The sequence below is a fragment of the Bradyrhizobium sp. WYCCWR 12699 genome, from assembly GCF_032144035.1.
Classification (GTDB): Bacteria; Pseudomonadota; Alphaproteobacteria; order Rhizobiales; family Xanthobacteraceae; genus Bradyrhizobium.
Genome location: NZ_JAVTJN010000003.1, coordinates 32,910 through 57,683, shown reverse-complemented (window position 1 = coordinate 57,683; position 24,774 = coordinate 32,910). Strand labels below are relative to the sequence as shown.

22 protein-coding genes are annotated in these 24,774 nt (G+C 59.3%); 14 read left to right on the top strand and 8 right to left on the bottom strand.

Annotated elements, in window-relative coordinates; genetic code table 11:
- The first annotated feature begins 54 nt into the window (after positions 1-54).
- From pyk to RPS27_RS02305, 4 genes are all read left to right on the top strand, one after another.
- Positions 55-1,467: a pyruvate kinase gene (pyk, locus tag RPS27_RS02320; RefSeq protein WP_128929489.1), complete on the top strand. Its 1,413-nt coding sequence runs from the start codon at positions 55-57 to the stop codon at positions 1,465-1,467.
- Positions 1,468-1,674: 207 nt separating this feature from the next.
- Entirely contained in the window at positions 1,675-2,055 is a 381-nt protein-coding gene (locus tag RPS27_RS02315) for a helix-turn-helix domain-containing protein (protein WP_128929490.1), read from the top strand.
- Between the two features lie 20 nt (positions 2,056-2,075).
- Complete coding sequence (locus tag RPS27_RS02310; RefSeq protein WP_128929491.1) at positions 2,076-2,456, top strand: CidA/LrgA family protein; 381 nt, start codon at positions 2,076-2,078, stop codon at positions 2,454-2,456.
- Positions 2,453-3,175 (top strand): LrgB family protein, encoded by a 723-nt coding sequence (locus tag RPS27_RS02305; RefSeq protein WP_128929492.1) that lies wholly within the window; start codon positions 2,453-2,455, stop codon positions 3,173-3,175. The genes RPS27_RS02310 and RPS27_RS02305 overlap by 4 nt, the downstream gene beginning before the upstream one ends.
- A gap of 78 nt (positions 3,176-3,253) precedes the next feature.
- Here RPS27_RS02305 and RPS27_RS02300 read toward each other — a convergent pair whose 3' ends face one another.
- Entirely contained in the window at positions 3,254-4,150 is an 897-nt protein-coding gene (locus RPS27_RS02300; protein WP_128929493.1) for a LysR substrate-binding domain-containing protein, read from the bottom strand.
- 109 nt (positions 4,151-4,259) lie between these two features.
- Here RPS27_RS02300 and RPS27_RS02295 point away from each other — a divergent pair, with 109 nt between their 5' ends.
- The 6 genes from RPS27_RS02295 (at position 4,260) to RPS27_RS02270 (ending at position 10,918) form a co-directional block, all read left to right on the top strand.
- Positions 4,260-5,009, top strand: coding sequence for an SDR family NAD(P)-dependent oxidoreductase (locus tag RPS27_RS02295; protein ID WP_128955190.1), 750 nt, complete (start codon positions 4,260-4,262; stop codon positions 5,007-5,009).
- 24 nt (positions 5,010-5,033) lie between these two features.
- Positions 5,034-5,885: a transketolase gene (locus RPS27_RS02290; RefSeq protein ID WP_128929495.1), complete on the top strand. Its 852-nt coding sequence runs from the start codon at positions 5,034-5,036 to the stop codon at positions 5,883-5,885.
- Positions 5,882-6,892: a transketolase family protein gene (locus tag RPS27_RS02285; protein ID WP_188637396.1), complete on the top strand. Its 1,011-nt coding sequence runs from the start codon at positions 5,882-5,884 to the stop codon at positions 6,890-6,892. The genes RPS27_RS02290 and RPS27_RS02285 overlap by 4 nt, the downstream gene beginning before the upstream one ends.
- A gap of 179 nt (positions 6,893-7,071) precedes the next feature.
- The gene (locus RPS27_RS02280; protein ID WP_128929497.1) at positions 7,072-8,097 is read left to right on the top strand and encodes a TRAP transporter substrate-binding protein; all 1,026 of its coding nucleotides are present in this window, start codon (positions 7,072-7,074) and stop codon (positions 8,095-8,097) included.
- Positions 8,094-9,989 carry a TRAP transporter large permease subunit gene (locus RPS27_RS02275; RefSeq protein WP_128929498.1) on the top strand — a complete coding sequence of 632 codons (1,896 nt, stop codon included), beginning with the start codon at positions 8,094-8,096 and terminating at the stop codon, positions 9,987-9,989. Before RPS27_RS02280 ends, RPS27_RS02275 begins: the two co-directional genes overlap by 4 nt.
- Positions 9,990-10,333: 344 nt before the next feature.
- Positions 10,334-10,918, top strand: coding sequence for a cyclic nucleotide-binding domain-containing protein (locus RPS27_RS02270; RefSeq protein WP_237864935.1), 585 nt, complete (start codon positions 10,334-10,336; stop codon positions 10,916-10,918).
- 57 nt (positions 10,919-10,975) lie between these two features.
- On the opposite strand, the gene RPS27_RS02265 is transcribed toward RPS27_RS02270, so the two are convergent.
- Positions 10,976-11,206, bottom strand: a complete 231-nt coding sequence (locus tag RPS27_RS02265; RefSeq protein ID WP_128929500.1) for a hypothetical protein — start codon at positions 11,204-11,206, stop codon at positions 10,976-10,978.
- A gap of 319 nt (positions 11,207-11,525) precedes the next feature.
- Between RPS27_RS02265 and RPS27_RS02260 the strand changes: the two genes are divergently transcribed.
- The gene (locus RPS27_RS02260; RefSeq protein WP_128929501.1) at positions 11,526-11,705 is read left to right on the top strand and encodes a hypothetical protein; all 180 of its coding nucleotides are present in this window, start codon (positions 11,526-11,528) and stop codon (positions 11,703-11,705) included.
- Between the two features lie 477 nt (positions 11,706-12,182).
- Here RPS27_RS02260 and RPS27_RS02255 read toward each other — a convergent pair whose 3' ends face one another.
- The 5 genes from RPS27_RS02255 to RPS27_RS02235 all read right to left on the bottom strand — a co-directional run bounded on the left by RPS27_RS02255 (position 12,183) and on the right by RPS27_RS02235 (position 17,489).
- Positions 12,183-13,004 carry an SMP-30/gluconolactonase/LRE family protein gene (locus RPS27_RS02255; RefSeq protein ID WP_232995569.1) on the bottom strand — a complete coding sequence of 274 codons (822 nt, stop codon included), beginning with the start codon at positions 13,002-13,004 and terminating at the stop codon, positions 12,183-12,185.
- Positions 13,005-13,118: 114 nt separating this feature from the next.
- Positions 13,119-14,222 carry an ABC transporter ATP-binding protein gene (locus RPS27_RS02250; protein ID WP_128929503.1) on the bottom strand — a complete coding sequence of 368 codons (1,104 nt, stop codon included), beginning with the start codon at positions 14,220-14,222 and terminating at the stop codon, positions 13,119-13,121.
- A 10-nt stretch (positions 14,223-14,232) separates the two neighbouring features.
- Positions 14,233-15,072: a carbohydrate ABC transporter permease gene (locus RPS27_RS02245; RefSeq protein WP_128929504.1), complete on the bottom strand. Its 840-nt coding sequence runs from the start codon at positions 15,070-15,072 to the stop codon at positions 14,233-14,235.
- Complete coding sequence (locus RPS27_RS02240) at positions 15,069-15,995, bottom strand: carbohydrate ABC transporter permease (protein WP_128969536.1); 927 nt, start codon at positions 15,993-15,995, stop codon at positions 15,069-15,071. The genes RPS27_RS02245 and RPS27_RS02240 overlap by 4 nt, the downstream gene beginning before the upstream one ends.
- A gap of 57 nt (positions 15,996-16,052) precedes the next feature.
- Positions 16,053-17,489, bottom strand: coding sequence for an ABC transporter substrate-binding protein (locus tag RPS27_RS02235; RefSeq protein WP_128955162.1), 1,437 nt, complete (start codon positions 17,487-17,489; stop codon positions 16,053-16,055).
- Positions 17,490-18,142: 653 nt separating this feature from the next.
- On the opposite strand from RPS27_RS02235, the gene RPS27_RS02230 reads away from it, so the two are divergent.
- Together RPS27_RS02230 and RPS27_RS02225 are read left to right on the top strand one after the other, a co-directional pair.
- Positions 18,143-19,210, top strand: coding sequence for a HoxN/HupN/NixA family nickel/cobalt transporter (locus RPS27_RS02230; RefSeq protein ID WP_128929507.1), 1,068 nt, complete (start codon positions 18,143-18,145; stop codon positions 19,208-19,210).
- 302 nt (positions 19,211-19,512) lie between these two features.
- The gene (locus RPS27_RS02225) at positions 19,513-21,537 is read left to right on the top strand and encodes a TonB-dependent receptor (protein ID WP_128930141.1); all 2,025 of its coding nucleotides are present in this window, start codon (positions 19,513-19,515) and stop codon (positions 21,535-21,537) included.
- Positions 21,538-21,539: 2 nt separating this feature from the next.
- On the opposite strand, the gene cybH is transcribed toward RPS27_RS02225, so the two are convergent.
- The gene (gene cybH / locus RPS27_RS02220) at positions 21,540-22,265 is read right to left on the bottom strand and encodes a Ni/Fe-hydrogenase, b-type cytochrome subunit (protein WP_128929508.1); all 726 of its coding nucleotides are present in this window, start codon (positions 22,263-22,265) and stop codon (positions 21,540-21,542) included.
- Between the two features lie 342 nt (positions 22,266-22,607).
- Here cybH and RPS27_RS02215 point away from each other — a divergent pair, with 342 nt between their 5' ends.
- Entirely contained in the window at positions 22,608-24,719 is a 2,112-nt protein-coding gene (locus RPS27_RS02215) for a methyl-accepting chemotaxis protein (RefSeq protein WP_164938218.1), read from the top strand.
- Positions 24,720-24,774 lie beyond the last annotated feature (55 nt).

Here is a 24,774-nt window from a genome sequence, read left to right as displayed (position 1 = left end):
TTTCGCCAGGAGCGGCTGGCTCGAAGGCGGCTCATCCAAGGGGTTTGATTTTTGATGCGCCGCTCGCGCCATGCCAAGATCGTCGCAACCATCGGCCCGGCAACCGTCGAGCTCGACCAACTCCGTGCTCTCGATCTTGCAGGTGCCGATACATTCCGCCTGAACTTCAGTCATGGCACCAAAGACGATCACGCGCGCGCCTTTACCGCCATTCGCGCGCTCGAGCGCGAATTCGGCCGACCCATCGGCGTGCTACAAGATCTGCAAGGCCCGAAGCTGCGCATCGGTTCGCTTGAAGAGGGTGAGCTCACGCTGCAGGCCGGCGAAACGGTCCGCTTTGTTCTGGACGGAGCAAGAGGCGGAAAGCAGGCGATCCCTCTGCCACATCCGGAGATCTTTGTAGCTGCGTATCCAGGTCAAAATCTGCTCATCGATGACGGCCGTGTTCGCCTAAGCCTCGAAAAGCCAGGCGATGGCGACATGATAGCGCGCGTCATTGTCGGTGGAACGATCCGCGATCAAAAAGGCGTAAACGTGCCGGGAGCGTTGCTTGATATCTACCCCCTGACCAAGAAGGATCGTGACGATCTCGTCTTCGGCCTAGAGCTGGGCGTCGACTGGGTTGCCTTGTCCTTTGTTCAGAAGCCTTCAGACCTGATTGAGGCACGAGCTCTAATCGGTGAGGCAGCCGGCCTCGTCGCCAAAATCGAAACGCCAATGGCGCTTGATCACATCGATGATATCATCAAATTGTCCGACGCCCTCATGGTCGCCCGCGGCGATCTTGGGGTCGAGATTCCCCCGGAAAACGTGCCTGGCCGACAAAAAGAGCTCATTCGTGCTTGCCGAATGGCCGCAAAGCCCGTGATCGTCGCAACCCAAATGCTTGATTCCATGGTGGCAGCGCCGACGCCGACGCGCGCGGAAGCCTCCGATGTTGCGACCGCCATCTATGATGGAGCCGATGCTGTGATGCTATCAGCCGAAACGGCAAACGGCGCTTATCCGGCCGAAGCCGTCGCCATGATGGATCGTATCATCCGGAGTACGGAGCAACATCGTCTCTATCGCTCCTTGATCAGGGCTGCGCAAGTCGACGAAGAGATTACCCCTCCACACGCTGTCGCAGCGGCAGGCGCAGATCTTGCCGCCACGATCGAGGCCAAAGCCATCATCGGCTTCACGGCGAGCGGGACGACCGCAGCCCGCATTTCGCGCAAACGACCACCGATCCCCGTTCTTGCTCTGACGCCAGACGACATTGTGGCGCGACGCATGTGCCTGTTGTGGGGCGTCCATAGTGTCGTGGCCAGCGATCCCTCCGGCCATGAAGAAATAACCCGGATCGCGGCCGTGGCAGCGCAACGGGAAGGCTATGTGCGGTCCGGCGACTTGGCCGTCGTGGTCTTTGGCCTCCCATTCGGACAAATAGGCGCGACAAACAACGTACGCGTTGCTGTCTGCTAGAACAGTCCGTTCGCCCTGAAACGTCTGTCGAGCCATCTTGATGTCGATCCGGACTGCGGCGAGGCTCTACGCATGGTCGTGCACGAGATGCTCCAAGCCCGGCTGCAACTCCGGCCAGGAGCTTACATTGCCTGACGACCACGAGGCAGCTCTGCGCGGATGGGCGGTTTCGGTCGAAACCGCACAGCCTTTTTAGTCGAATGCCGCTTGCAGCGAGCAGACGGGCTGTATCGCTGGCATGAGGGCCTCAGCGGCAGGCATCTGCGTGCCGCCCGCGGCCTGTTGAACTGGTCCGTCAAGGAAGTGGCCCAGCGGGTGTGCGTCTCCACGGCGATCATCTGGCGGATCGAGGAGTACAGCGACACACCAATGTCCGACGCGCAGAGGGAAAGCTTGAGAAAGACCTTTGTCGATGCAGGAATCAAAGTTACCCTTCCGGTCGTAGGCAAGCCCCGGTGTTCAGCCGCGATGACGCTCCATCGGCAAATCGAGATGGCTATCAATCGTTATCTTTTTTGCAGCGCAGGAGGGCAGCGCCGGTCTCAAGAATCAACAAAATTGAGCTTCCGGCAGCTTCTCCTCGTGTGAAAGTGCTACTCAGGTGCCCCATGCTGGCAAGTCTCGGTCTTATCCTCCTCTGCCAATTGATCGGAGAGGCCATTACGCGCGGGTTCGGCCTGCTGCTGCCTGGTCCGGTCGTCGGGCTCCTGCTGCTGTTGATTTTGCTGCTCGTCCGTGACCGTTTCGCAATCATCGCTCAAGGACCGCTGCGAAACGGCGGCGTTGAGACTGCCAGCAGGGGGCTGCTCAACAATCTGTCTCTCCTGTTTGTCCCGGCCGGCGTGGGTGTCGTGGAAAAACTCGATCTCATTTATGCTCATGGGATAGCAATTGTGTTGATTCTTGCCCTTTCCGTCGTAGTGACCCTTCTCGCGACCGTGCTAACGTTTCGCCTGGTCAGCCGGCTGTTCGGTCATGAGGCGCCATGAAGGACCATGCATTCTCGCTCTGGGTCTATCTGTCGCAATCGCCTCTGCTTTGGCTGACGATCACCTTACTGGTTTATGCAGTCTCGGAAGCGCTGTCGCTTGCCCTCCACCGACATCCGCTCGCCAATCCTGTTCTCCACGCGGTCTGGATCATCGGCGTGTTTCTGTTCGTGACCAGCACGCCATATCCGGTCTATTTTAGCGGAGCGCAGTTCGTACATTTCTTGCTCGGCCCAGCCACAGTCGCGCTCGCTATCCCGCTCTACGAGAACCGCAGGATCGTCCTTGCCTCGATCGTGCCAATGCTGGCAGCCCTCGTTGTGGGCTCGGTCACAGCGGCCGCGTCGATTGTGCTGCTTGCGAAAGCTGCAGGCTTGCCGCGCGATGTTGTACTGTCCCTTGCGCCTAAGTCCGTGACAGCCGCGGTCGCAATGGGGATCAGCGAAACACTGCACGCCGACCCTTCTCTGACCGCCGTCGCGGTGATCCTCACGGGGATCATGGGAGCGATCATTGTCACGCCATTGATGAATTGGAGTGGTATCATTGATTTTCGTGCGCGTGGTTTTGCCGCGGGCATCGCCGCGCACGGCATTGGTACCGCGCGAGCGTTTCAGGTGGACGAGGTTGCGGGCGTGTTCTCGGGGATTGCGATGAGCCTGAACGCGCTGGTTACGTCTTTGCTCGTCCCTCTCGCAGTCACACAATTGTTGCGATAAGCCACCGCGCATGGCCGTTCTGACGAGGCCCATCCTCACTTTTTCGGATAGCCAAACCATCGCGGCAACGAGCGATACTTACTGGGAGGAAAGGCTAGCTTCGCCTCCGAGCTGGGCGACGATCCAATCGGCAAAAGCGCGCACCGCCGAGCGTTGCCGGCTGGCGCGCGGATAAATTAGCCTGTGACCGACGTATCGAATATCGGTTGCGCGGCCGGCCAATGGAGCAACCAGTCGTCCGCTAGCCAATTCGCGCTCCGCTAGAAGCGTTGATTCCAAGGCTACTCCCAGTCCTTCGGCGGCGGTTGCAATCGCCAGGAAACTTCGATCGAATCTCATGCCGTGAATCGCTGGAGCTTCCAATCCATTGGCGGCGAACCACTGATGCCATTGAACTTGCTTCACGTCTGAACGGATCAATGTCTGATCCAGGAGGTCGATCGGCTTCTTGATTGATTTTGCAAGCTTCCGGGAGCATAGGGGAGTGACTGTTTCCTCTGGCAGAGGAACAATCTCGACGCCCTCCGCCCTCGGCGGACCGTAAACGATGTCGACATCGAAATCATCGTTACTGAAACGCGCATAGTCTGTGCTGGCAGCCAAGCGAACTTCTAGCTTCGGATGGGCTGCAAGAAACTGCGCCAGTCGTGGCGTTAGCCATTGCGCTGCAAAGCTCGGAGCGGAGTGAACCCGCACCAACTGCGGACCACGAGCAGCGACTTCCTCCAAGCCGCGGCGGAGCTGATCGAATGCAGCGCCGGTATGTCGCATCAGGTTCTCGCCGGCCGGCGTGAGCCGCACCGCGCGTGCACTGCGCTCGAAGAGAACGGTCCGGAGCGTGTCCTCCAGCTTACGGATTGCATGACTGACTGCACTTGGCGTCAGGTGAAGCTCATTCGCCGCATCGCGAAACGATCCGGTGCGGGCCGCCGCCTCAAAGGCGCGAATTGCCGATATCGGAACATTCGAGAGCATCGCATAAGTGAACCAGATTCATCGACCCATGACAACTGTGCGCTTGTCGGCGCGGAGAGCGAGGGTCATTCCTAGCATTGTCAAGGAAAACAATTTGCGGGAGGAACTGATGCTGCTCAGCGGGAAGACAGCCATCATTTCGGGCGCGGCCTCGCCGCGGGGGATCGGGCTCGCCACCGCCCGGCGGTTTGCCTCCGAGGGCGCTCGGGTCGCAATCCTCGATATCGATGCCGGAGCCGCGGCAGGGGCAGCAGCCACTCTTGGCAAGGAACACCTCGGTTTGCGCTGCGACGTCGCTGACAAATCGTCCTGCGAGCGGGCAGTTGCAAGCGCGGTCGAGGCATTCGGTGGTATCGATATACTGATCAACAATGCCGGCATTACCCAGCCGGTGAAGCTCCTGGACATATCAGCCGCCGATTGGGATCGCATTCAAGACGTCAATCTCAAAGGCGTTCTCTTCCTCTCCCAGGCCGTGATCCCGCATATGCGTGCGCGGAAGTCCGGATCGATCGCATGCATGTCGTCGGTGTCGGCCCAGCGTGGCGGCGGAATTTTTGGGGGACCACACTATTCGGCAGCGAAAGCCGGCGTTCTTGGTTTAGCCAAGGCCATGGCTCGCGAGTTCGGTCCTGACAACATCCGCGTCAACTGCGTCACGCCTGGCCTGATCGGCACCGATATCACGGCCGGCAAGCTGACTGATGAAATGCGTGCGAAAATTCTGGAAGGCATTCCACTCAATCGTCTCGGCACCGCAGAAGATGTCGCCGGCATCTACACTTTTCTGGCCTCCGATCTCTCCGCGTACGTCACTGGTGCCGTGATCGACGTCAATGGCGGCATGCTCATCCACTGAGCCAGCAAGAGAAGGTCCAGATCGATGGAAGCGCCGACCAAAACGTTGACCAACACGCCCAAGCTGGCGGACCGCGCCTATAACATTCGCCGCAATGCGCTGCGCATGGGGGAAGTTCAGGGCCAAGGCTATATCGCTCAGGCGCTCGATATCTCCGACGTTCTCGCCGTGGCTTACTTTCACGCGATGCGCTATCGGCCGGAGGATCCGACCTGGGAGGAACGCGATCGCTTCCTGCTCTCAAACGGGCACTACGCTATTGCGCTTTATGCGGCTTTGATAGAAGCGGGGATCGTCCCCGAGGAAGAGCTTGAGACCTATGGCAGTGACGAGAGCCGCTTGCCAATGTCGGGCATGGCCTCCTACACGCCCGGAATGGAAATGTCGGGTGGCTCGCTCGGCCTCGGGCTCAGCATTGCTGTCGGCATGGGCCTTGGCCTCAAACGCAAAAGGTCCGAGGCGCGGGTATACACCTTGTTCTCCGACGGCGAGCTCGACGAGGGCTCCGTGTGGGAGGCCATCCAGTCGGCGGCCCACTACAAGCTGGACAACCTGATCGGCATTGTCGATGTCAACAACCAGCAGGCCGACGGTCCCTCGACGCAAGTCATGGCCTTCGAACCCTTGGTCGACAAGCTCCAGGCATTCGGCTGGTTCGTACAACGTATCGATGGCAATGATCTCGATGCCGTGCTCGCAGCATTCGACCGTGCAAAGTCGCATCCCGAGCCGAAGCCGCGAATGATCGTCGCCGACACCCTCATGGGGAAGGGCGTTCCTTTCCTCGAGCAGCGCGAGAAGAACCATTTCATTCGCGTCGAGCAGCACGAATGGCAACTTGCCCTTGCCGCGCTGGAAGCCGGGAGGCAGGCATGAAGACCGTCAGATCAGCACCGCAAGCGGGCAAGCCGCGCCTAACCACCTCTGCCATGATCGCCTCGATTGCGGCCGAGGGCCAAAAGACGAAGCCAGCGCCGTTCGGACATGCACTCGTCGAACTGGCACGGAGCCGGCCAGAGGTGGTCGGCATGACCGCCGATCTCGGCAAATACACCGACCTGCACATCTTCGCCAAGGAATTTCCAGACCGCTATTACCAGATGGGCATGGCCGAGCAACTTTTGTTCGGAGCAGCCTCCGGACTCGCCGCAGAGGGCTTCATGCCCTTTGCGACGACATATGCCGTGTTCGCATCGCGGCGCGCCTACGATTTCATTCATCAGACCATTGCGGAGGAAGACCGCAACGTGAAAATCGTCTGCGCCTTGCCCGGCCTGACCTCGGGCTATGGCCCAAGTCATCAAGCCGCCGAGGATCTCGCGTTGTTTCGGGCCATGCCAAATATGACGGTGATCGACCCCTGCGATGCCAGTGAAATCGAGCAGGTGGTGCCAGCCATAGCCGCGCATCAAGGTCCAGTCTACATGCGCCTGCTGCGCGGCCAGGTGCCTGTCGTTCTGGATGAATACGACTATAAGTTCGAGCTTGGAAAGGCCAAGCTGATCCGTGATGGCAAGGACGTCCTGATCATCTCGTCCGGCATCATGACCATGCGGGCACTCGAGGCCGTCCAAGCTTTGAAGGATGACCGCGTGGATGCAGCGGTGCTGCATGTTCCAACCATCAAGCCCCTCGACGCAGAGACTATCCTGCGTGAGGCCAGCAAGCCGGCACGGCTTGTCGTCGTTGCCGAAAATCACACGACCATTGGTGGCCTCGGCGAAGCAATTGCCGCACTCCTCTTGCGTTCTGGGGCACATCCGCCTTTCCGCCAGATCGCATTGCCGGACGAATTTCTCGACGCCGGCGCGCTTCCAACGCTGCACGACCGTTACGGGATTTCCACCGCAGAGGTCGCAAGGCAAATCAAACAGTGGCTTTAGCGCCGCTGGGCTGAGGTCCAACAAGCTGTACTCAACGTTGCCCGCCGCACCTTGCAGCGGCGAACGCTGGCTTTTGCCCAAATGCCGGCACTCAAGACGCGGGCACACGAATGAGCGGAACGGCTGCGCCGCCTGCGCTGAGATCGCCACCGCTAGGTAAATAGAACGAGGAGGAAGACATGAGCGTATCGAAACGCAGAGATATCAGCCGGCGTTCCCTGTTGAAAGCTGCAACGGCCGTACCTCTCTGCGCAATTCTCACTCGACCGGCATCTGCGGCCGAATTCGTTTATAAATTTGCAACCGGCCAGGATCCGACGCATCCGGTGAACGTCCGCGCGCAGGAAGCCATCCAACGCATTCTAGAGGCTACCAGTGGCCGGCTCGAGATCAGGCTGTTTCCGGCCAACCAGCTCGGGTCCGACACCGAGCTCATGACCCAGGTCCGCAGCGGCGGCGTCGAATTCTTTAATCAGTCCTCTTCGATCCTCGCCACCCTGGTCCCAAGTGCGGGCCTGGTGAACACCGGCTTCGCGTTTACTGACTACGATAGCGTTTGGAAAGCTATGGACGGAGATCTCGGAACCTACATCCGGACGCAGATTGCCAAAACTCCGATCATGGCGGTTTCCAAAGCGTGGGATAACGGCTTTCGTCAGGTGACTTCTTCCGGACGTGAGATCCGCAGCCCTGACGATCTAAAGAATTTCCAGATCCGCGTCCCCCCGGCGCCGCTTTTGACCTCGCTTTTCAAGGCGCTTGGAGCCGGCCCGACGCCTATTAACTTCAACGAGGTCTACTCCGCGTTACAGACCAAAGTCGTGGACGGCCAGGAGAATCCGTTGCCGATCATTGCAACCGCCCGCCTCTACGAAGTGCAAAGCACGTGCAGCCTGACCGGGCACGTTTGGGACGGATACTGGATCCTCGCCAACAAGCGCGCATTCGAGCGCTTACCGAAGGATGTTCAGGAGGTCGTGACCCGCGAACTAGATCGCTCCGCCGTCGATCAGCGGGCTGATATCGCAAAGCTCAGCCAGTCCTTGCGCACCGATCTGTCGGCCAAAGGTCTCAAATTTATCGAAGTCGATCGCGCCGCCTTCCGACAAGCCTTGTCCAAGACTAGCTTCTACTCCGACTGGAAGGGCAAATTCGGCGAGGAGGCGTGGTCGCAGCTCGAAAAAGCGGCGGGTCAGCTGTCATGAGCAGCGTGAGCCACGCTCCACATGCTGATGACGGTGGAGCGACCGCCTCGACTGAACGGGGTCCCCGACATTGGGCGGTAACAGCGAACACGATGTTGGGCCACCTCGTCGCGGTCCCAGCCGCGCTACTCGTCCTGGCCGAAGTCGCAATCCTGGCCGCAGGAATCGTAGGCAGATACGTATTCCGCTCCCCCATCGTCTGGTCCGACGAACTCGCCGGTATTCTCTTCCTTTGGCTTGCCATGCTCGGCTCCGTCATTGCTTTCCAGCGCGGCGAGCACATGCGTATGACAGCCATCGTCGGCGTGCTCAGTGCCCAGGTGCGTGCGTTTTTGGACGTGGTGGCGGCCGCAGCCTCGCTGGCGTTTCTTTTGCTCGTCGTTTGGCCGGCCTATGAATTTGCCGCCGACGAGGCCTTCGTCACCACGCCGGCGCTGGAGATCATCAACACTTGGCGTGCGGCGGCGCTACCGATCGGAATTGGGCTGATGCTGATCGCCGCGGCCCTCCGGCTCTGCCGAATTGCCAATCTACGCAGCTTGTTGGCCTCTCTAGCGATCGTCGCCGGTCTCATCCTTGCGTTCGTGCTGCTCGCGCCGGTTTTTAAGCCGCTCGGCAATCTGAACCTTCTGATCTTCTTCGTCTTTGTTGTCGGTGCGATGGTCTTTGCCGCCGTTCCGATTGCCTTTGCATTCGGTCTCGCCACCGTGGGTTATCTCACGCTTACGACGAGCACGCCGGACGTAGTGATGATCGGGCGGATGGATGAAGGGATGAGCCATCTGATCCTGCTCGCCGTGCCTCTTTTCGTCTTCCTGGGCCTGCTGATCGAGATGACGGGCATGGCTCGCGCAATGGTCGGTTTCCTCGCAAGTCTCCTCGGCCACGTCCGCGGCGGGCTGCACTACGTCCTGGTCGGGGCTATGTATCTGGTCTCCGGTATCTCAGGGTCCAAGGCGGCAGATATGGCGGCCGTGGCCCCTGTGCTGTTTCCCGAGATGCGGCAGCGTGGCGCCAAACCCGGCGACCTCGTTGCGTTGCTGGCCGCCACGGGGGCGCAAACCGAAACGATTCCGCCGTCGCTGGTTCTGATCACGATCGGCTCGGTGACGGGCGTGTCGATCTCCGCGCTATTCACCGGCGGATTGCTCCCGGGCGTGGTGCTCGCAGTTATGCTCGGGGCGATCGTGTGGTGGCGCTACCGGCGCGAGGACCTCTCTCACGTCAAAAGGGCGACTGGGCGGGAGATCGGCCGAGCCTTTGTCATTGCTCTTCCTGCGATCGCCTTGCCTTTCGTGATCCGGACCGCCGTCGTCGAAGGCGTTGCAACGGCAACGGAGGTCTCGACCATCGGCATCTTGTACTCGGCCTGCGCCGGTCTCCTCATTTACCGCCAGTTCGACTGGCGACGCATCTATCCTATGCTGGTCGAGACGGCCTCCCTGTCGGGCGCGATTCTGCTCATCATCGGCGCCGCGACAGGAATGGCCTGGGCGCTGACCCAGTCGGGATTTTCAGCCTCGCTTGCCAAGTTCATGACCAGCCTTCCCGGCGGTGTCCCCGTCTTCCTAGCGGTGACGATCGTAACTTTCGTGATTCTAGGCAGCGTGCTGGAGGGGATCCCAGCCATCGTCTTGTTCGGTCCGCTCCTGTTCCCGATCGCGCGGCAGGTTGGGGTCCACGATGTCCATTACGCAATGGTCGTGGTTCTCGCGATGGGCATCGGCCTGTTCGCACCGCCGTTTGGGGTCGGCTACTACGCGGCCTGCGCTATCAGCCGCATTAACCCGGACGACGGTATGAGACCAATCGTGGGATACATGATTGCGCTGCTCATTGGCACGCTGATCGTCGCCGCGGTGCCCTGGCTGTCTATCGGCTTCCTGAAATAAGACTATCCGGTCCCGTGACCGGACCGCGATCGGCTGCCACCTTAAGTGACGCGAGCGGATAGAACTTGCTGGCACCGGCAGCAGTTTATAACGCTGGCGAAGCGAAGCGCCCCGATCAGCGTGTGAACTGGTTCATATGCGCGGCGTGCAGCCTTGGATAACCAACAGAGCGAAGCAGGCTCCGGCTCGGCTGAGGCGGTACGTCAGCCGTTCGTCTTCTGATGAACGCTTGGCCCGCGCTTTGCAGGTGATTCATTGCGCCTAAAGCAGCAAAGTAGGCTGCCATGACGTGGATAGAAGCTTGTGGCTATCTGGCCTCTTCGCTCGTCCTCGTGACATTCTGCATGCACACCATGCTGACTCTGCGGGCCGTCGCCATCTGCAGCAATCTCGCATTCATCGTCTATGCCACTGGCGCCGGTATCTACCCTGTGCTGATTCTGCACTTTATTTTGCTTCCACTAAACGCTGCCTACTTCGTCCGCATGGTCTTGGTACTACGCCGCGCCAAGCTCGCCGCTAATACAGATCTTTCTCCGAACTGGCTTCAGCCGTTCATGCACACACAGCGGATCAAGGCTGGAGAGACAATCTTCGAGAAAGGGGATCACGCCGATGCACTCTATCTCATCGGATCAGGACAAGTCGAGCTTCCCGAAATAGACAAGCTCTTGTATCCAGGAGAGGTTTTTGGTGAGGTTGGGCTGTTCGCCGTGGATCGACGCCGCCGCACGCAATCTGCTCGAGCGGCCAGCGATTTGGAGCTTTTCTGGATCAAGGCCGACGCATTAAAGAGGATTTGCGAACGGAACCCTGGCCTCTCGCTGTACTTTCTTCGTCCTGTAGCCACTCGGCTTAGCTCAAATGCTTCCGAGCGAACAGAGCCCCGGCAAGCCCCGTCCGCGCGTTGCGCTGGGGACATTAGATGAACCGCATACGCTCTCGCTGACACCGCGGTGGCGGGCGTTGCGTAGCTTCTTTGATCTCTACGCTTTGTGGTGAGCGATATTGTAATCTCCCGGCATGCATTTGTGCCGCTGAATATGCCAAGTATCTGAGCGGTAAATTGGATGCGCTTCTTTCCACTGGGCCAGCCCTGTCTGGCCGTTCATAACGCAGCCCTGGAAAGTAAGCGTGCTGTCGAATGCAGAGCTCGTCACGATCTTATCAACGCAATCGGCGGATGCAAATTGGCAAAGCACGGCAACCATCGTCACGAACAAATCGTCCTCGAAATGAAACTCTTCAAAAACAAACTATGGACCTATGGACTGCAATTACCACAAGAGCTGCTCTCGTGCTAGCTGATGGTGGCTTTTTGACCAGCTCATAAAGCAAAGACGGGAAGCGGAGTCAGCAAATCGGCCAACTGGTGGAGGAGCATCGAATATCCAGGCTCAAAGTCTTTTGGGTACGTATGCATCCCTGGGGCTGATAATCGATCGGAATGCAGCGACACTTCCAGCTCCATCCTCCTCCTTGTTGATTGTCTCCTTGGTTTGAGATTTGATGCGAAATCATTTCAGATGAGGTCCTATGAGCGTCAAGGCCGTGATGGCAACAATCCTGCAGCACGAGCTCGCCTCCCGTGGCGTGAACTCACTCACGCGTTCTGATTACGAGGCGGTTATTGAGCAGCTGATCAAAAAGCTGACAGAGCTAGAGTTTGAGCTCCGCTCGCGATCAACTAACGGCTCGCAAGGAGTTCCGACCTAACCAATCACTCAACTCGCGTCGTAGCCGGACGAGTAATTGCCCAACTTCCGTTCGCGGCTCCGCGACATAGGCCGTCCTGGTGGGCGACGATCACGGCACTTCAACTGGCGGCACCGCCATGCTGACCAAAACAAAACATAACATCACCTCGCGCCCTGCCATTTACGTTAACTGCAGCCGAGATTTGCGGAGGAGCCGCCGCCGGGCCATCTCGTGCCTGTCAGCTATCGCTACTGCACCTGGGGCAGGGCAATTTCAAGTAGCTGACGCCGGGGCCGGTGGCCATAATCCTCGGCAAGCCAGCGGCCCCACTTGTCTTAGCTCCTGTTTTGAACTGTTCATGCTCGTATGTATCCGCCCCAGGCGCGCCGTCGCGAAATGCTAAGACCGCGAGCTGCCGCCAACTCATCTGCGGCCTGCACCAGCTAGTTGCTCTGTGCCAAGTGCCGCGTGCCGACCGGAAACGAGTTTCCAACCTTAACCGAATTTAGGCAGATGTAGAGGCACCCCTTCGCAGGGCACATCGAGCTCTTCAACCTGGCCCTTGCCGACCTCTGTCACGCGCAACTTCTTGCCTTCAATCGTGAAGGCGCAATTTGTCGGTTGCGGCCCATCCAGCATGAGCCGGTCCACGACGTTGCCGCCGCGGTCGAGCACAGTGACGTTCTTCTGATTATAGACTGTGCAATAGAGCCGGCCGTCGGTGCCAAAAGCCATCCCGTCGGGCCCCTTGAAGTCAGGATTGGAGTCGGGCTGCAGCACATTGCCGAAAACAACACGTTCAGGCATTGGCTTGCCGAGTACGTCATAGCGGTAGATTTCGCCTGTGAACGATGCGTTGGCATAGAGATGGTCGTCGGGCCCGAAAGCAATCCCGTTGGTGAATCGGATCTTGCGATCGAGGACGCGAAGGACCTTCATGGCCGCGGGATCGATTTCGTAGACGCGGCCGTCCCAATCAAGGTCCATATAGCCCTCGACGAAGGCCTGCCCGTTGATGAAATCCTCAGCCGCCATGCCTGAATCAGTCATGTAGAGTAGTCCGTTGGGGCCGAAGCAGAGGTCATTCGGAAATAGAAAGCGATCGGCGCCTTCGCCCTGCATGCGCCGGATCTCGTTTCCGGCTTGGTCGATGCAAATCAGCGCCCGCAGGCCCGCTTCCGCGATCCAGATGCGGCCGTGGCCGTCCGTCGTCAGTCCGTTCGGGCGGCCGCCCGTCGCGCGAACCACTCTGCGATTGCCTCGCTGATCGAGCCGCGTGATGCACAACGTCGATGCGGACATCTCCGTGACATACATCGATCCGTCGGGGAGGCAGATTGGCCCCTCGGGCGCTCCGATTCCGCTAGCAAAAAGTCTCGATGCCATGCTTTTCCCCCTGCATCCCGTTGTTGGGTTTGCGAACTCTTGCGCTTAGGCGATGACCGAGCCTGTGGCCGGATCGATCAGCACCATCCGATTGAGGTCGATGGCGAGCTGGATTCGCTCGCCATGGCTCTGAACATCATGTGCTTGCAGCTCCGCGACTGCGTCTACTCCGCCGATCTTGATGGTCGTGAAGGTACGAGTACCTGTAGGCTGGATGAGATCGGCGACCGCTGAATAGGGCACCACCCCATCGCGCAATGGTCCGTCGCCGGCTCGGCCGAAATGCTGAGGCCGAATGCCGACAATGACCTCACGTCCCGCCACGCTAGAAAGGGCAGTGGCCTTCGCAGGCGGCACAGTCAGGGACTCTCCGGAACCGAAAACGACAGAAAGCCCGCCATTCATCGCCGTCAGGGTTGCCGGTATGAGATTGATCGAAGGAGAGCCGAGGAAGCCCGCCACGAAGCCCGTTCGCGGCCGCTCGAACAGTTCGAGTGGAGCTCCCTGCTGCTCTATTTTTCCATCGCGTAGCAGCACGATACGATCCGCCAGCGTCATCGCCTCGACCTGATCGTGTGTAACGTAGATCATTGTGGTGGTGATCTCGTGATGCAGACGCTTGATCTCGGTTCGCATTTCGTCACGCAATTGGGCGTCCAGATTCGAGAGCGGCTCGTCAAACAAGAAAAGATCCGCCTTGCGAACGATGGCCCGTCCGATCGCGACGCGTTGACGCTGTCCACCGGAGAGCTGACGTGGATAACGCTGGAGGAGATTGCCGATGCCGAGCATCTCGGCGGCTTCGCTGACCCGCTTCCTGATCTCGATTTCTGGCGTCTTGCGGGCGCGCAGGCCGAACGCGATATTCTCATTGACGGTTAAATAGGGATAGAGTGCGTAGTTCTGAAAGACCATCGCAATGTTGCGTTCGCGCGGACGCAGATCGTTGACGATAGCGCCGCCAATCGCGATCGTGCCGTCGTCCGGATCTTCGAGACCGGCGATCGTCCGCAAAAGCGTGCTCTTGCCGCAGCCTGACGGACCCACGAGCACAGCGAATTCGCCATCGCTGATGGTTAAGTCTAGTCCCCGAACGGCATGCACGTTACCGTAGTATTTGTGCACTCCGGTCAACTTGACGTCGGCCACTCTAATCTCCTCAACCTTTGACGGCGCCGAGCGAGATGCCGCGCACGAGATAGCGCTGCATTACCGTAACTGCGACGAAGATCGGCAAAGTCCCCAGGACGGACATCGCCGCGATTTTGGCCCAGAAGTTCGACTGGCCACCGAAATAGTGCGTCAGCATGACCGGAAAAGTGATCACTTCGGTACGCGTGAGCACCAGCGCGAAGAGGAAGTCGTTCCAGGCGAACACGAAAGTAAAGACCGAAGTCGCCATGAGCCCCGGGCGCACCATCGGGAAGACGACTTTCCAGATGACCTGCCATCGGTTCAGTCCGTCGACGAGGGCGCTTTCCTCCAGCTCGAGCGGAACATCAACGATATAACCCCGCATCATCCAGATGACATAGGGCAGATTGAACGCGGTATAGAGCACGATCAGGCCGAAGTAGCCGTCAACCAAACCGAAATAGACGTAGATGAGGAAGATCGGGAAGACGACCGCAATCGGCGGGATCATGCGCTGGGAAATGATCCACATCGCAAGGTTCTCGCCACCCGTGCCGAAGCGGGCGAGGCTGTAGGCGCATAGGGTACCAAGAATGATGGCAATGGCGGAGCTAACGCCGGCGACGATCAGGCTGTTCAGGATGGCCATGACGTCACCATCCTTGAATAGGACATAATAATTCGAGAACTGGATCTGCCCAGGCATCCACAATGGCGGCACGTGATAGATCTCGTCCGGCGTCTTGAACGAAATCATAAACAGCCAATAAACCGGAAATAGAAACAGCAAAGTGACGACGCCGGCGCCGATATAGCGTAGCACCAGAACGCGCCCCTTCCTGGTGGGCAGCTTCATCAGCCTCATCGCGCAATCTCCATGCGCTTGAGGACAAGCGTGGTAATGAGAGTGAGCAGCGCAATCACCAGGAAGGAGATCGCGGCGGTGTAGCTGGTTTCGAATTGCGAGAAGCCCTGCACATAGGTGTAGAGTGAAATCGTCTCGGTCATCGAGCCCGGCCCGCCTTCGGTGAGGGCCCAGATGATGTCGAAGATGCGCACGAGGTCGAGGCCGCGGATAAGGCATGCAACAGCTATCACGGGCGCGATCGCCGGCAGAATGATCGCGCGAAGCACGCGCAGATACGATGCCCCATCGATCTCAGCAGCCTCCAGTTGAGACTGATCGACATTGGACAACGCAGCGAGCAGCAGCAGAAACATGAACGGCGACCACTGCCAAACTTCGCAGATGATGATCGCCGGATAGACGTAAGCAGGGTTGACGGTCCACAGGATCCGGATCGGTTCGCCGGCGAAAAAGCTGAGTATCTCACCGATGGGACCAAAGCGGACGTCGAACAACAGGCGCCAGGTCGCACCAGCAACAATCGGAGAGATCACCGTCGGCAGCACCAAGAGCGCGACGAAGAGCTGGCGCCCGGGCATGCGGTCGATGAAGAGCTGCGCCATCAGGAAGCCGATCAGTAGCTCGAGAGGCAGGGCGATTGCTGTGATGATCGCGGTGTGGCCGAGCGATGCCCACAAACGGGTATCTCTGAACAACTCCGCATAGTTCAGCAAGCCGGCGAAAGACGTATCATTGTCCGTCATCGTGATGCGCTGGAAGCTCACGATCAACGAGTAGATGAGGGGAAAGAGGCCGACGAGGAGAAGAACCAATATTGCGGGCGCAACGATGAGATAGGGTAGGCGGTCCTCGAGCACACGCCCGAGCCGGCTCGGGCGGCGATGTTCAGTGCCATTAAAGCTTAAAGAGAACGTCATCATCAATCCAGGAATCGCGCCGCACGGGAGGCGGTGCCTCCCGCGCGCCCTCCAAGCCAACTATTGCGGATAAGCGCCTGGTTTTGCTGCCCAGACCTTATAAACCGCCTTCTGGTTTTCAATGCCCACCTTCTCGGTGATGGCATCAAACTGCTGCGCCATGCGGTCGAGAATGGTCTTCGGATCTTCGCCGGCCCAGAGGCTCGAAATGGCCTTGGTCATCGCCTCGTCGTACTTGTCCTGCTGCAGCAGGGAGAGATCGAGCAGGCCCTTCTCGCCAGATGTCTTGATCGTGTCGAGATAGGCAGGAGCATCAGGCCAGAGCGCACGGTATTTCTCGCTCGCGTAGTGCGACAGGCGGAAGGGATCGCGGAGCGTATAGGGGAGCTGCACGCGCTCAAGGCTGGTCTTCTTGCTGTTCAGCCATTGGATGAAGAGATAAGCGGCCTCCTTGTTCTTGCTCGTGGCCGAGACGGACAGGTCGAAACCGACGCCAAGCTCCGGGCGACCGAGGGGCGTGAGCGCATACCCGACCTTGCCGGCGACTTGCGATTTGGGTACCCATTTCAGCGCTTCCTCGCCCGAGCCGTAGCCGGCGGCCCAACGCCCATAAGGGGGCCAGGAGATCGTCATGGCGGTGGTGCCCTGGAGGAACGCGGCCAAGTTGTCGACGAAATTCCATTGCTCCACGCCTGGTGGCATGAACTTGTTCTCGGCCAACATCTGCTTGAAGACCTTCAGGCCGACATCGCTGTTCACCGTCGATTTCATCGTATCGGCATTGAAGAACTTGCCGCCCTCCATGCGGAAACGTTCCTGGAACATGTATTGCGGATAAGGCGCAGTTCGGAAGAAGCCGGCGCCATAGACCTTGGGCGCCATCTTGTCAGTGATGAACTGTCCGATGTCGTCAAGCTGCTTCCAATCCTTGGGCGGAGCGAGCTCGTAGCCGAACTTGGCCTTGAACCCCTCCTTCATCTTCGGATCCTCGAAAATGTCTTTGCGGTAGTAGAGCAGCATCACATCGCCGTCGTCCGGGAAGCCGAAGATCTTGCCGTCATACTGCATCTGGTTGTCGCGATAGGCTGCGGCGATGTCCTGCAACTCGTCGCGATAGCCGAACTTGTCGACATATTTGTCCAGGGGCTCGAGCGCTCCGGCCCGGGCCAGGTCGGGCATCCAGGATGGAATGACGTTCAGTGCGTCATAGGCCCCGGCGCCCGACTTGAAATCCTGCATGATCTTGGTGAACATCTGGTCGGTCGGCACCTCGACCACCTTCACCTTGATGCCAGTGAGCTTCTCCCATTTCGGACCCGAATAGTTGAGCGGGTCGAGCGATTGAAGGCCCGCCTCCCAGACGATACTGATCGTCGTGCCCGCATATTTCTTTGCTGCTTCGACAGCAATGTCGGCGGCATCCTTATCAGCGGCAGGAGCCGATACACCTGTGAGCGCAAGGATAGCGGCCACGCCCAACAATGTCCTGAACTTCATGCCTTCCTCCTCTTCATTTGAGCAATCCTAAGCCGCCAAGGTGGCCCCGGAGCTTTTGCCTCGGCGCGTCGACCGGTTACCCATGCTGGACGTCGACTGCCGCACCGTCGGAGGGCTGTCGAACGAACAGATGAGTGTCTTCTGGGGATGGCCATCCGCGCTCAGGCCGCGCTGCCCGATAGGCACGAACGCGATTTCGCCTTGGTAAAACACGCCTTCCCCCCAAAAGCTCTCGATGTATTTGCTTTTGGCGTCACTCTGCTGTGAGGCGGAAGCGGCCGGCAAATGAGAACTTTGCAACCACCGATGAGCCACATTCACCTGTCAGCAGTCTCTGCTGCGGCCCGCTCAAGCCTCAAAGCTGAAGAAAATCCGGTCAAAGCACGGCGGACCATTGGCCAAGCCAGTTGCGCCCTTGCGAGCCTTTGCTGAACTACGAATACGTTTCTTCAGGGATGGGAAGTACCTTGCCGAATATGGTTAGTTAGTTTGCGAGCGGCATCGCCTATTTTAAGGCGTAACTCGCTATCGACAGGGATTCTTTTGCAAGTGCAATCGCTTGGCGCCCTTTTACGCCATGGTCTTACTTGGCCTGAATATTGCTCAGGGTATGAGAGTTCGACAAAAAGATCATACCAGGGGAGTGGCGCCGCATGGGGCAGGTCACGTCACGAAGTGGCCTCTTGAAAGGCCTTAAGTTGAGAACTGTCTTGTTGCTGGCAGGGCTGACGCTGACCAACATTGCAGCCTGGGGCTGGGCCGTTGCGCTGTTCGCCGGTCAGCCGTCGGTAATGGCAACCGCGCTGCTCGCTTGGGTGTTCGGTCTGCGCCATGCCGTGGATGCCGATCATATTGCGGCAATCGACAATGTCGTGCGGAAGCTGATGCATGCCGGCCGCGCCTCCGAAACTGCAGGTCTCTACTTTGCGCTCGGCCATTCCACGATCGTTCTCGCTTCAATGATCCTGCTTGCCGCCGGCGTCATGACCCTCGGCGGAGAGGGTTTGCTCAAAAACTTGGGCGGCCTTCTCGGAACCTCGGTTTCAGCCGTCTTCCTGCTCGGCGTGGCCGCCGTCAACTTTGCGATCTTCGCAAACTTGTGGCGCACAATGCGTGCAGCGCAGGCCAGCGGCGTCTACGGTGCACAATTACTCGATGCGCCCCTAGCCGGAAGCGGTCTTCTTTCGCATTTGCTCGGCCCGATCTTCCGAATTGTGACGCAAAGCTGGCACATGTATCCGCTCGGATTCCTGTTCGGATTAAGTTTCGACACGGCGACCGAAATTGGCCTGCTCTCCCTCTCTGCCTCTGAGACTGCGCGCGGCCTGTCGCTCTGGCAGGCCATAGTCTTTCCTGCACTTTTCGCTGCCGGAATGTCCCTGGTTGATACCTTGGATTCAGCATTTATGGCCAGCGCTTATCGCTGGGCTTTCGTCGATCCGGCCCGAAAGCTTTGGTACAATCTGACAATCACAGGTGCCTCAGTCGCGATTGCGCTGTTCATCGGCAGCGTGGAAACGCTTGGCCTGATCAGCGATCAGCTTGAGCTCACGGGTGCCCTTTCGAGCCTCGTCGATCGCCTCAAGGGATCACAAGCCATCTTAGGCTTCGGCGTGATGTCATTGTTCGCTCTCGCCTGGCTAGCATCTCTCCTGCTGTATCGCGTTGCATGGAAGGGAAAGACCACTCGAACCGCCTTGCCGACATCACGCGCGACTTAGCGGCTGCAGCGATGCTGTCGAGCCGCTCGAAGCCTGCCGTCTTTGCCCGCTGGACGAGCATTGCAGCACTAAGCATCTGCGCCCTCATGATCGACGCTGAACCTAGCTCTGGAGACAATATCCAGACTAGCTACACCTTGCCTGCAGTCATAGTCACTCGTGAGGAGATCCCACGGCGACCGCGAAGAGCTCCAACGCCACGCTCGGATCGAGCGCTCGGCATAGGGTCCAGTAGCCAGCTGGGCGGGCAAGCCTCAGCGGTATCGGCCAAGAGCAGCGCGGCCTTGGCTCCCGCGTCGAGCATGGCAAGCCAGATCACAGTATCAGGCGAAGACGTCAACGCGCGGCCCGTGATGCGCCCGGGCGAAGTGCTCGAAGCTGTACCGGGGCTCATTGTGACGCAGCATTCCGGCGAGGGCAAAGCGAACCAGTACTTCTTGCGCGGCTATAATCTCGATCATGGCACGGATCTCGCGATCTATGTTGATGATGTGCCTGCCAACATGCGCACTCACGCCCACGGCCAGGGCTATGCCGACCTCAATTGGCTGATTCCTGAAGCGATCGCCGCCATGGAGGTAAAGAAGGGGCCTTACTTCGCCGATGAAGGCGACTTCTCCTCGGCCGGCGCCGTGCATATCGGCCTGATCGACCGCACGGTGAAGGGGCTAGCGCAGATGACCGCCGGCAGCTTTGGATATCGCCGCTTCCTCGGCATGGATTCGACGAGGCTCGGCGATGGGACATTGCTCCTCGCCGGCGAGGCTGGGACCTACAACGGCCCCTGGGACAACCCGGACAACCTCCGCAAGCTCAATGGGCTCTTGCGCTACAGTCAGGGCACGGCCACCGACGGCGTGTCGGTCACGGGCATGGCTTACGCCAACAGATGGAATTCGACCGATCAGGTGCCGCAGCGCGCCATGACGGACGGATTGATGGATCGGTTTGGATCTGAAGACCCGACTGACGGCGGCAACGCAAACCGTTTTGCCCTGTCGGCGCGCGTGGCGCAGAGCGATAATTCCGGGGCCTGGAAGGCGAACGCTTATGTCGTCAAGAGCGAGCTCGATCTCTACAATAACTTCACTTATTTCCTGGCCAATCCCGTTGTCGGCGACCAATTTCACCAGCACGACGGCCGCCTAATGGCCGGCGCTAACATCGCACGGACGATGGATGGCTCATTCGCTGGGCTGCCGATGCAGACGACCTTCGGCCTGCAGTCCCGTTACGACGCCATCGATCTCGCGCTCACCGACACCCACCGGCGCAGTTTCCTGTCCAACGTACGCAGCGATAAGGTCGGGGAAGGCAGCATCGGCGCTTACGCCGAGAGTACGTTGCACTTTTCGGACTGGCTGAGGACCACGGTCGGTTGGCGCGGGGACTATTACGCGGCCGACGTGACGTCGCTGTTCGATGCGAACAACTCAGGCCATGCCAACGCTACGATCGGAAGTCCCAAGCTTCGCATCGTGGTCGGTCCCTTTAACAAGACCGAGTTCTTTTTCGGCGCCGGCTATGGCATGCACTCGAACGACGCGCGGGGTGCGACGACGACGGAAGATCCGAGCGATCCCGGGACAAAGCTGCCGCGCTCGCCGCTGCTGGTCCGCACCAGGGGCGCGGAGGTCGGCGTGCGTTCGAGGATCGTCCCGGATCTCGACACCTCGCTCAGCCTCTTCGTCCTCGACCAGGATTCCGAGATCCTGTTCTCAGGCGATGCCGGCGATACCACGACGGCGCGCGCGAGCCGCCGCTATGGATTCGAATGGACCAACCATTACCGCCCACGGTCTTGGATTGACGTCGACGCCGATCTCGCGATGACCCATGCGCGCTTTCGCGGTTACGACAGCGACCAGGCGGAGGTTTATGCCTCACTCGCCGGCTATCCCGCCGCGCAGATCGGCAACGCGCCCGGCAACTATATCCCTAACGCACCGACCATGATGGCGTCCGCCGGCATCTCGCTCGGCGCGAAGACGGGCTGGTTCGGCGCCCTGCGTTGGCGCTATCTCGCCTCCAGTCCGCTGACGGAAGACAACGCCTTCCGATCGCAACCTACCGGCATCTTCAACGCGCGGATCGGCTACCGCACCGACAAGGGCTGGCGCCTCCAGCTCGATTTGCTCAACCTCCTCAACAGCAAGGCGAACCAGATCACCTATGCCTATGGCTCCCTGCTGAAGACGGACAAACTTTACAATCTCTGTGCCGCCAATGCCGCCCCTGCGCCAGTCTGTGCCATTGGTGTGATGGACTATGTGCTTCACCCGGTCGAACCCTTGACCGTCCGAGTGACCCTAGCGGGCACATTCTGATATCAGTCAGGTCGCGAGTCGCGAAACGTCCGTTCGCCGGTAATAATGGCCGATAGCATGCTCTGACGCGACACGATGTCCTCGCGCACGGCAGCATATACATGCAGGATGACGAAAGTCACAATGAACCAGAGGCCGAGATGGTGCACTGTATGCACGTCTTGACTGTTTGGGAAGATCGAGAACCACCAGCCGAACAGCGCATACCATAAGCTGTCGCGACCTTCGCCCTCAGCGTAAAGTGCAAATCCGGTCAGCATCATCAGGATCATCACAATCACGAACAAGAACATCGCAGTATTGGCCAAAGGATTGTGGCCGACGTATTTTTTCGGGTAGCGCACTAGGAACAGGTACCATCGCAGCTCGTACAAAAGGCCCCAGCGCCAGATCCGGTTGTAGATCGGAAACGCGAACAACTGGCGGGCATACTGGTTGCCGACGAACGCCCAGTAGACGCGATAAAGGAACGCGAAGGCGAGCACCTGTCCCGACGCGAAGTGAACAAATCGGATGTAGCCCATCGTGTACCAATTGCTAGCTTCACCAGGCATCGAGGGAAGCGGCGAGGCGATTAGATAACCGGTAACGGCCAGAAGAGAGATCGTTAGCGCATTTAACCAGTGCCAGATCCGTACCGGTGCCTCATAGACATAGATTGATTGGCGATCCGTGCCGACGGCGCCGACGGCGTCCAGCGTACCCGGAATCTCCGAGATTTTCGTCATCGCATGCTCCTGCATTGAGAGTGATTCGACGCAGCGAACAAACGAATCAGCGCATGCCATCGAGAATATCGCGCGCATGCCGGCGCGAAATCACCGCCCTGCAATTTTTTTCTTCACGCTTCAGCGGCCCTACGCAACGAAGAATTGGAAACCCGCTTTAACCGCAGGTGGAAATCCTGCTTTCATATCTTTATTGAACCTCTTTGCTATTTTCCGCTGCATCCACGTGGGTTCGCGGTCTTTTTCCCTGCATGAGCAGCGAGCTTCCTTACCCGGCGCACGACACTTGCTGCGCGGCAGCTCGCTGCAATTTACCGATGATTAGGAGAGACGGCACATCGTTTGCTCATTTCCAGCTCCAGCGAACCGGGTATTTGCGATATGGATTTGAGCTTCATTCGGCGCGGCGGCGCATCGCGCCGGGCAGGCGTCTTCCAGACACAGGGCCGGATGAATGCAGCGGCCATGAGCTTGCCGAAAAGCGAGCCAGTCATCGCCAACCTGTCAATTCGCCTGAAAATCATGATGGGATTTGCTATCGTTCTGCTGCTGTCGGCGGGCACCATGGCGGGCGCCTGGTTTGGCTATGAGGCGATCCTCGACGGCTTCGACGTTTATCGTATCAGCATGTCGGAATCGGATTATGCGCGCGAAATCGACAGCTCGCTCTCGGCATACCAGAGCAACGCGCGCTATTACGCCCTGACGGGCATAAAGGAGGCGGAAGCTGCCGCGGAAGAGGCGCGACGCTTGCTCGAGCGAACGATCACGGCAGCCAAAACCGAGACTGCAACTCTCAGCTGGCAGCAGTCGATAAAGGAACTGTTCGAAGCCTACCGCGCCTATACCGATTCCTTCAACAAAGTGTTGGCGCTGCGCGCCGGGATCGATCGCTCGGCAGCCACGATGGGCGGACAGGCGCACGTCATCCGGACCGCGCTCGATCAGGTGAAGGCGCCGGGCGCTCAAGCAGAAAATATCATTGAGCGTTTCGATACGATCGATCGCCTCGTAACGACAGAATTGAAGCTCCACGATGAAGTCCTCGCGAGGGACGTCTTACAGAGAATAGAAGGGTTTAAAGGTGCGATCGTGCGAGAGCGTCGCTCGCCGGACGTCGGCGGACAGGCGCTCGACGAGCTCGTCGCGTCTTACCGAGATGGGTTCGCCCGAGTGGAGGCCGCAGGCCAAGAGATCGATCGTTTGATGGCGGACATGTGGAAGCTGCGTCACGGACTATCCGGGGCGGCCGCCTCTCTGAAGCGAGTGGCTTTGGCGGAGCAGGCTGATGCCGAGAAAAAGACCGCGGTGCAAATCATCCACGGTCAATCGGTAGTGGTTGCCCTTGCGCTCGCCTCGATTGCAATTGGCCTCGTGCTCTCCTTTGCGATCGGACGCGGTATCGCAAAACCTGTCATCGCGATGTGCAGCTCGATGATCGAGCTGGCAAACGGCCGCTATGAGATCGTGCTGCCGGGGCTCGGTCGGCACGACGAGGTCGGCAAGATGGCTGGCGCGGTCGAGAGCTTCAAGCGGCAAGCCATTGAGCGCGCCGAACGCGAAGCTGCGGAGATCGAAGAGCGTAACAGGTCGGCGGCCGAGCTGCGGCGCGCTGAGCTCGCTAAATTCGCTGGCGGCTTTGAGGCCGCGGTGGGTGACATCGTCAACGGCATTTCGGGTTCTGCTCAGCAACTCGAAGCAGCAGCATCAACGCTGTCACGCAATGCGGAGGCGACAGGGGGCCTGACCAACGCGGTGGTCGGCGCCGCGCGAGAATCGTCGAGCAGCATTGGTTTGGTCGCCTCGGCGGCCGAGGAGCTGTCGCTGTCGATCAATGATATTCGCACCCAGGTCCGCAACTCGAATGCGATCTCCGGTAATGCGGTAGCCCAGGCCAAGAGCACGGACGCCCGCATCGCGACGCTCGCGCAAGCCTCGCACCGGATTGGTGATGTCGTGAAGCTGATTACAGCGGTCGCAGAGCAGACCAATCTGCTCGCGCTCAATGCCACCATTGAGGCAGCCCGCGCCGGAGAGGCGGGCCGCGGCTTTGCCGTCGTCGCAGCCGAGGTGAAGTCGCTTGCAAGCCAAACCGCCCGTGCGACGGAGGAGATCGGCTCTCACGTCGAAGGTATGCAGCAAGCGACCGGAGATTCGATTGCCGCGATCAAGTCGATCGCCGGCATCATTGGCGATATCTCCGCCATCTCGGGTTCGATCGCGTCCGCCGTCGACCAGCAGACCGCGACGACACAGGCGATCGCACAGAGCGCGCAGCAGGCGGCCTCTGGCACCGCGCAGGTGTCATCCAATCTCGAGCAGGTCAATCGCGAAGCAAGCGAGACCGGCTCGGCGGCTTCCGCCGTGCTGCAATCAGCGCGCGGACTAACCGAGGCGAGCCACCGCCTGCGCGCGGAGCTTGACCGTTTCATGGCCAACGTCGTCGCGGCGTAGTCTGGCTCGCAATGCGAGACGCCTGCGACTACCATTGCGCAAGTGCCAGAGACCT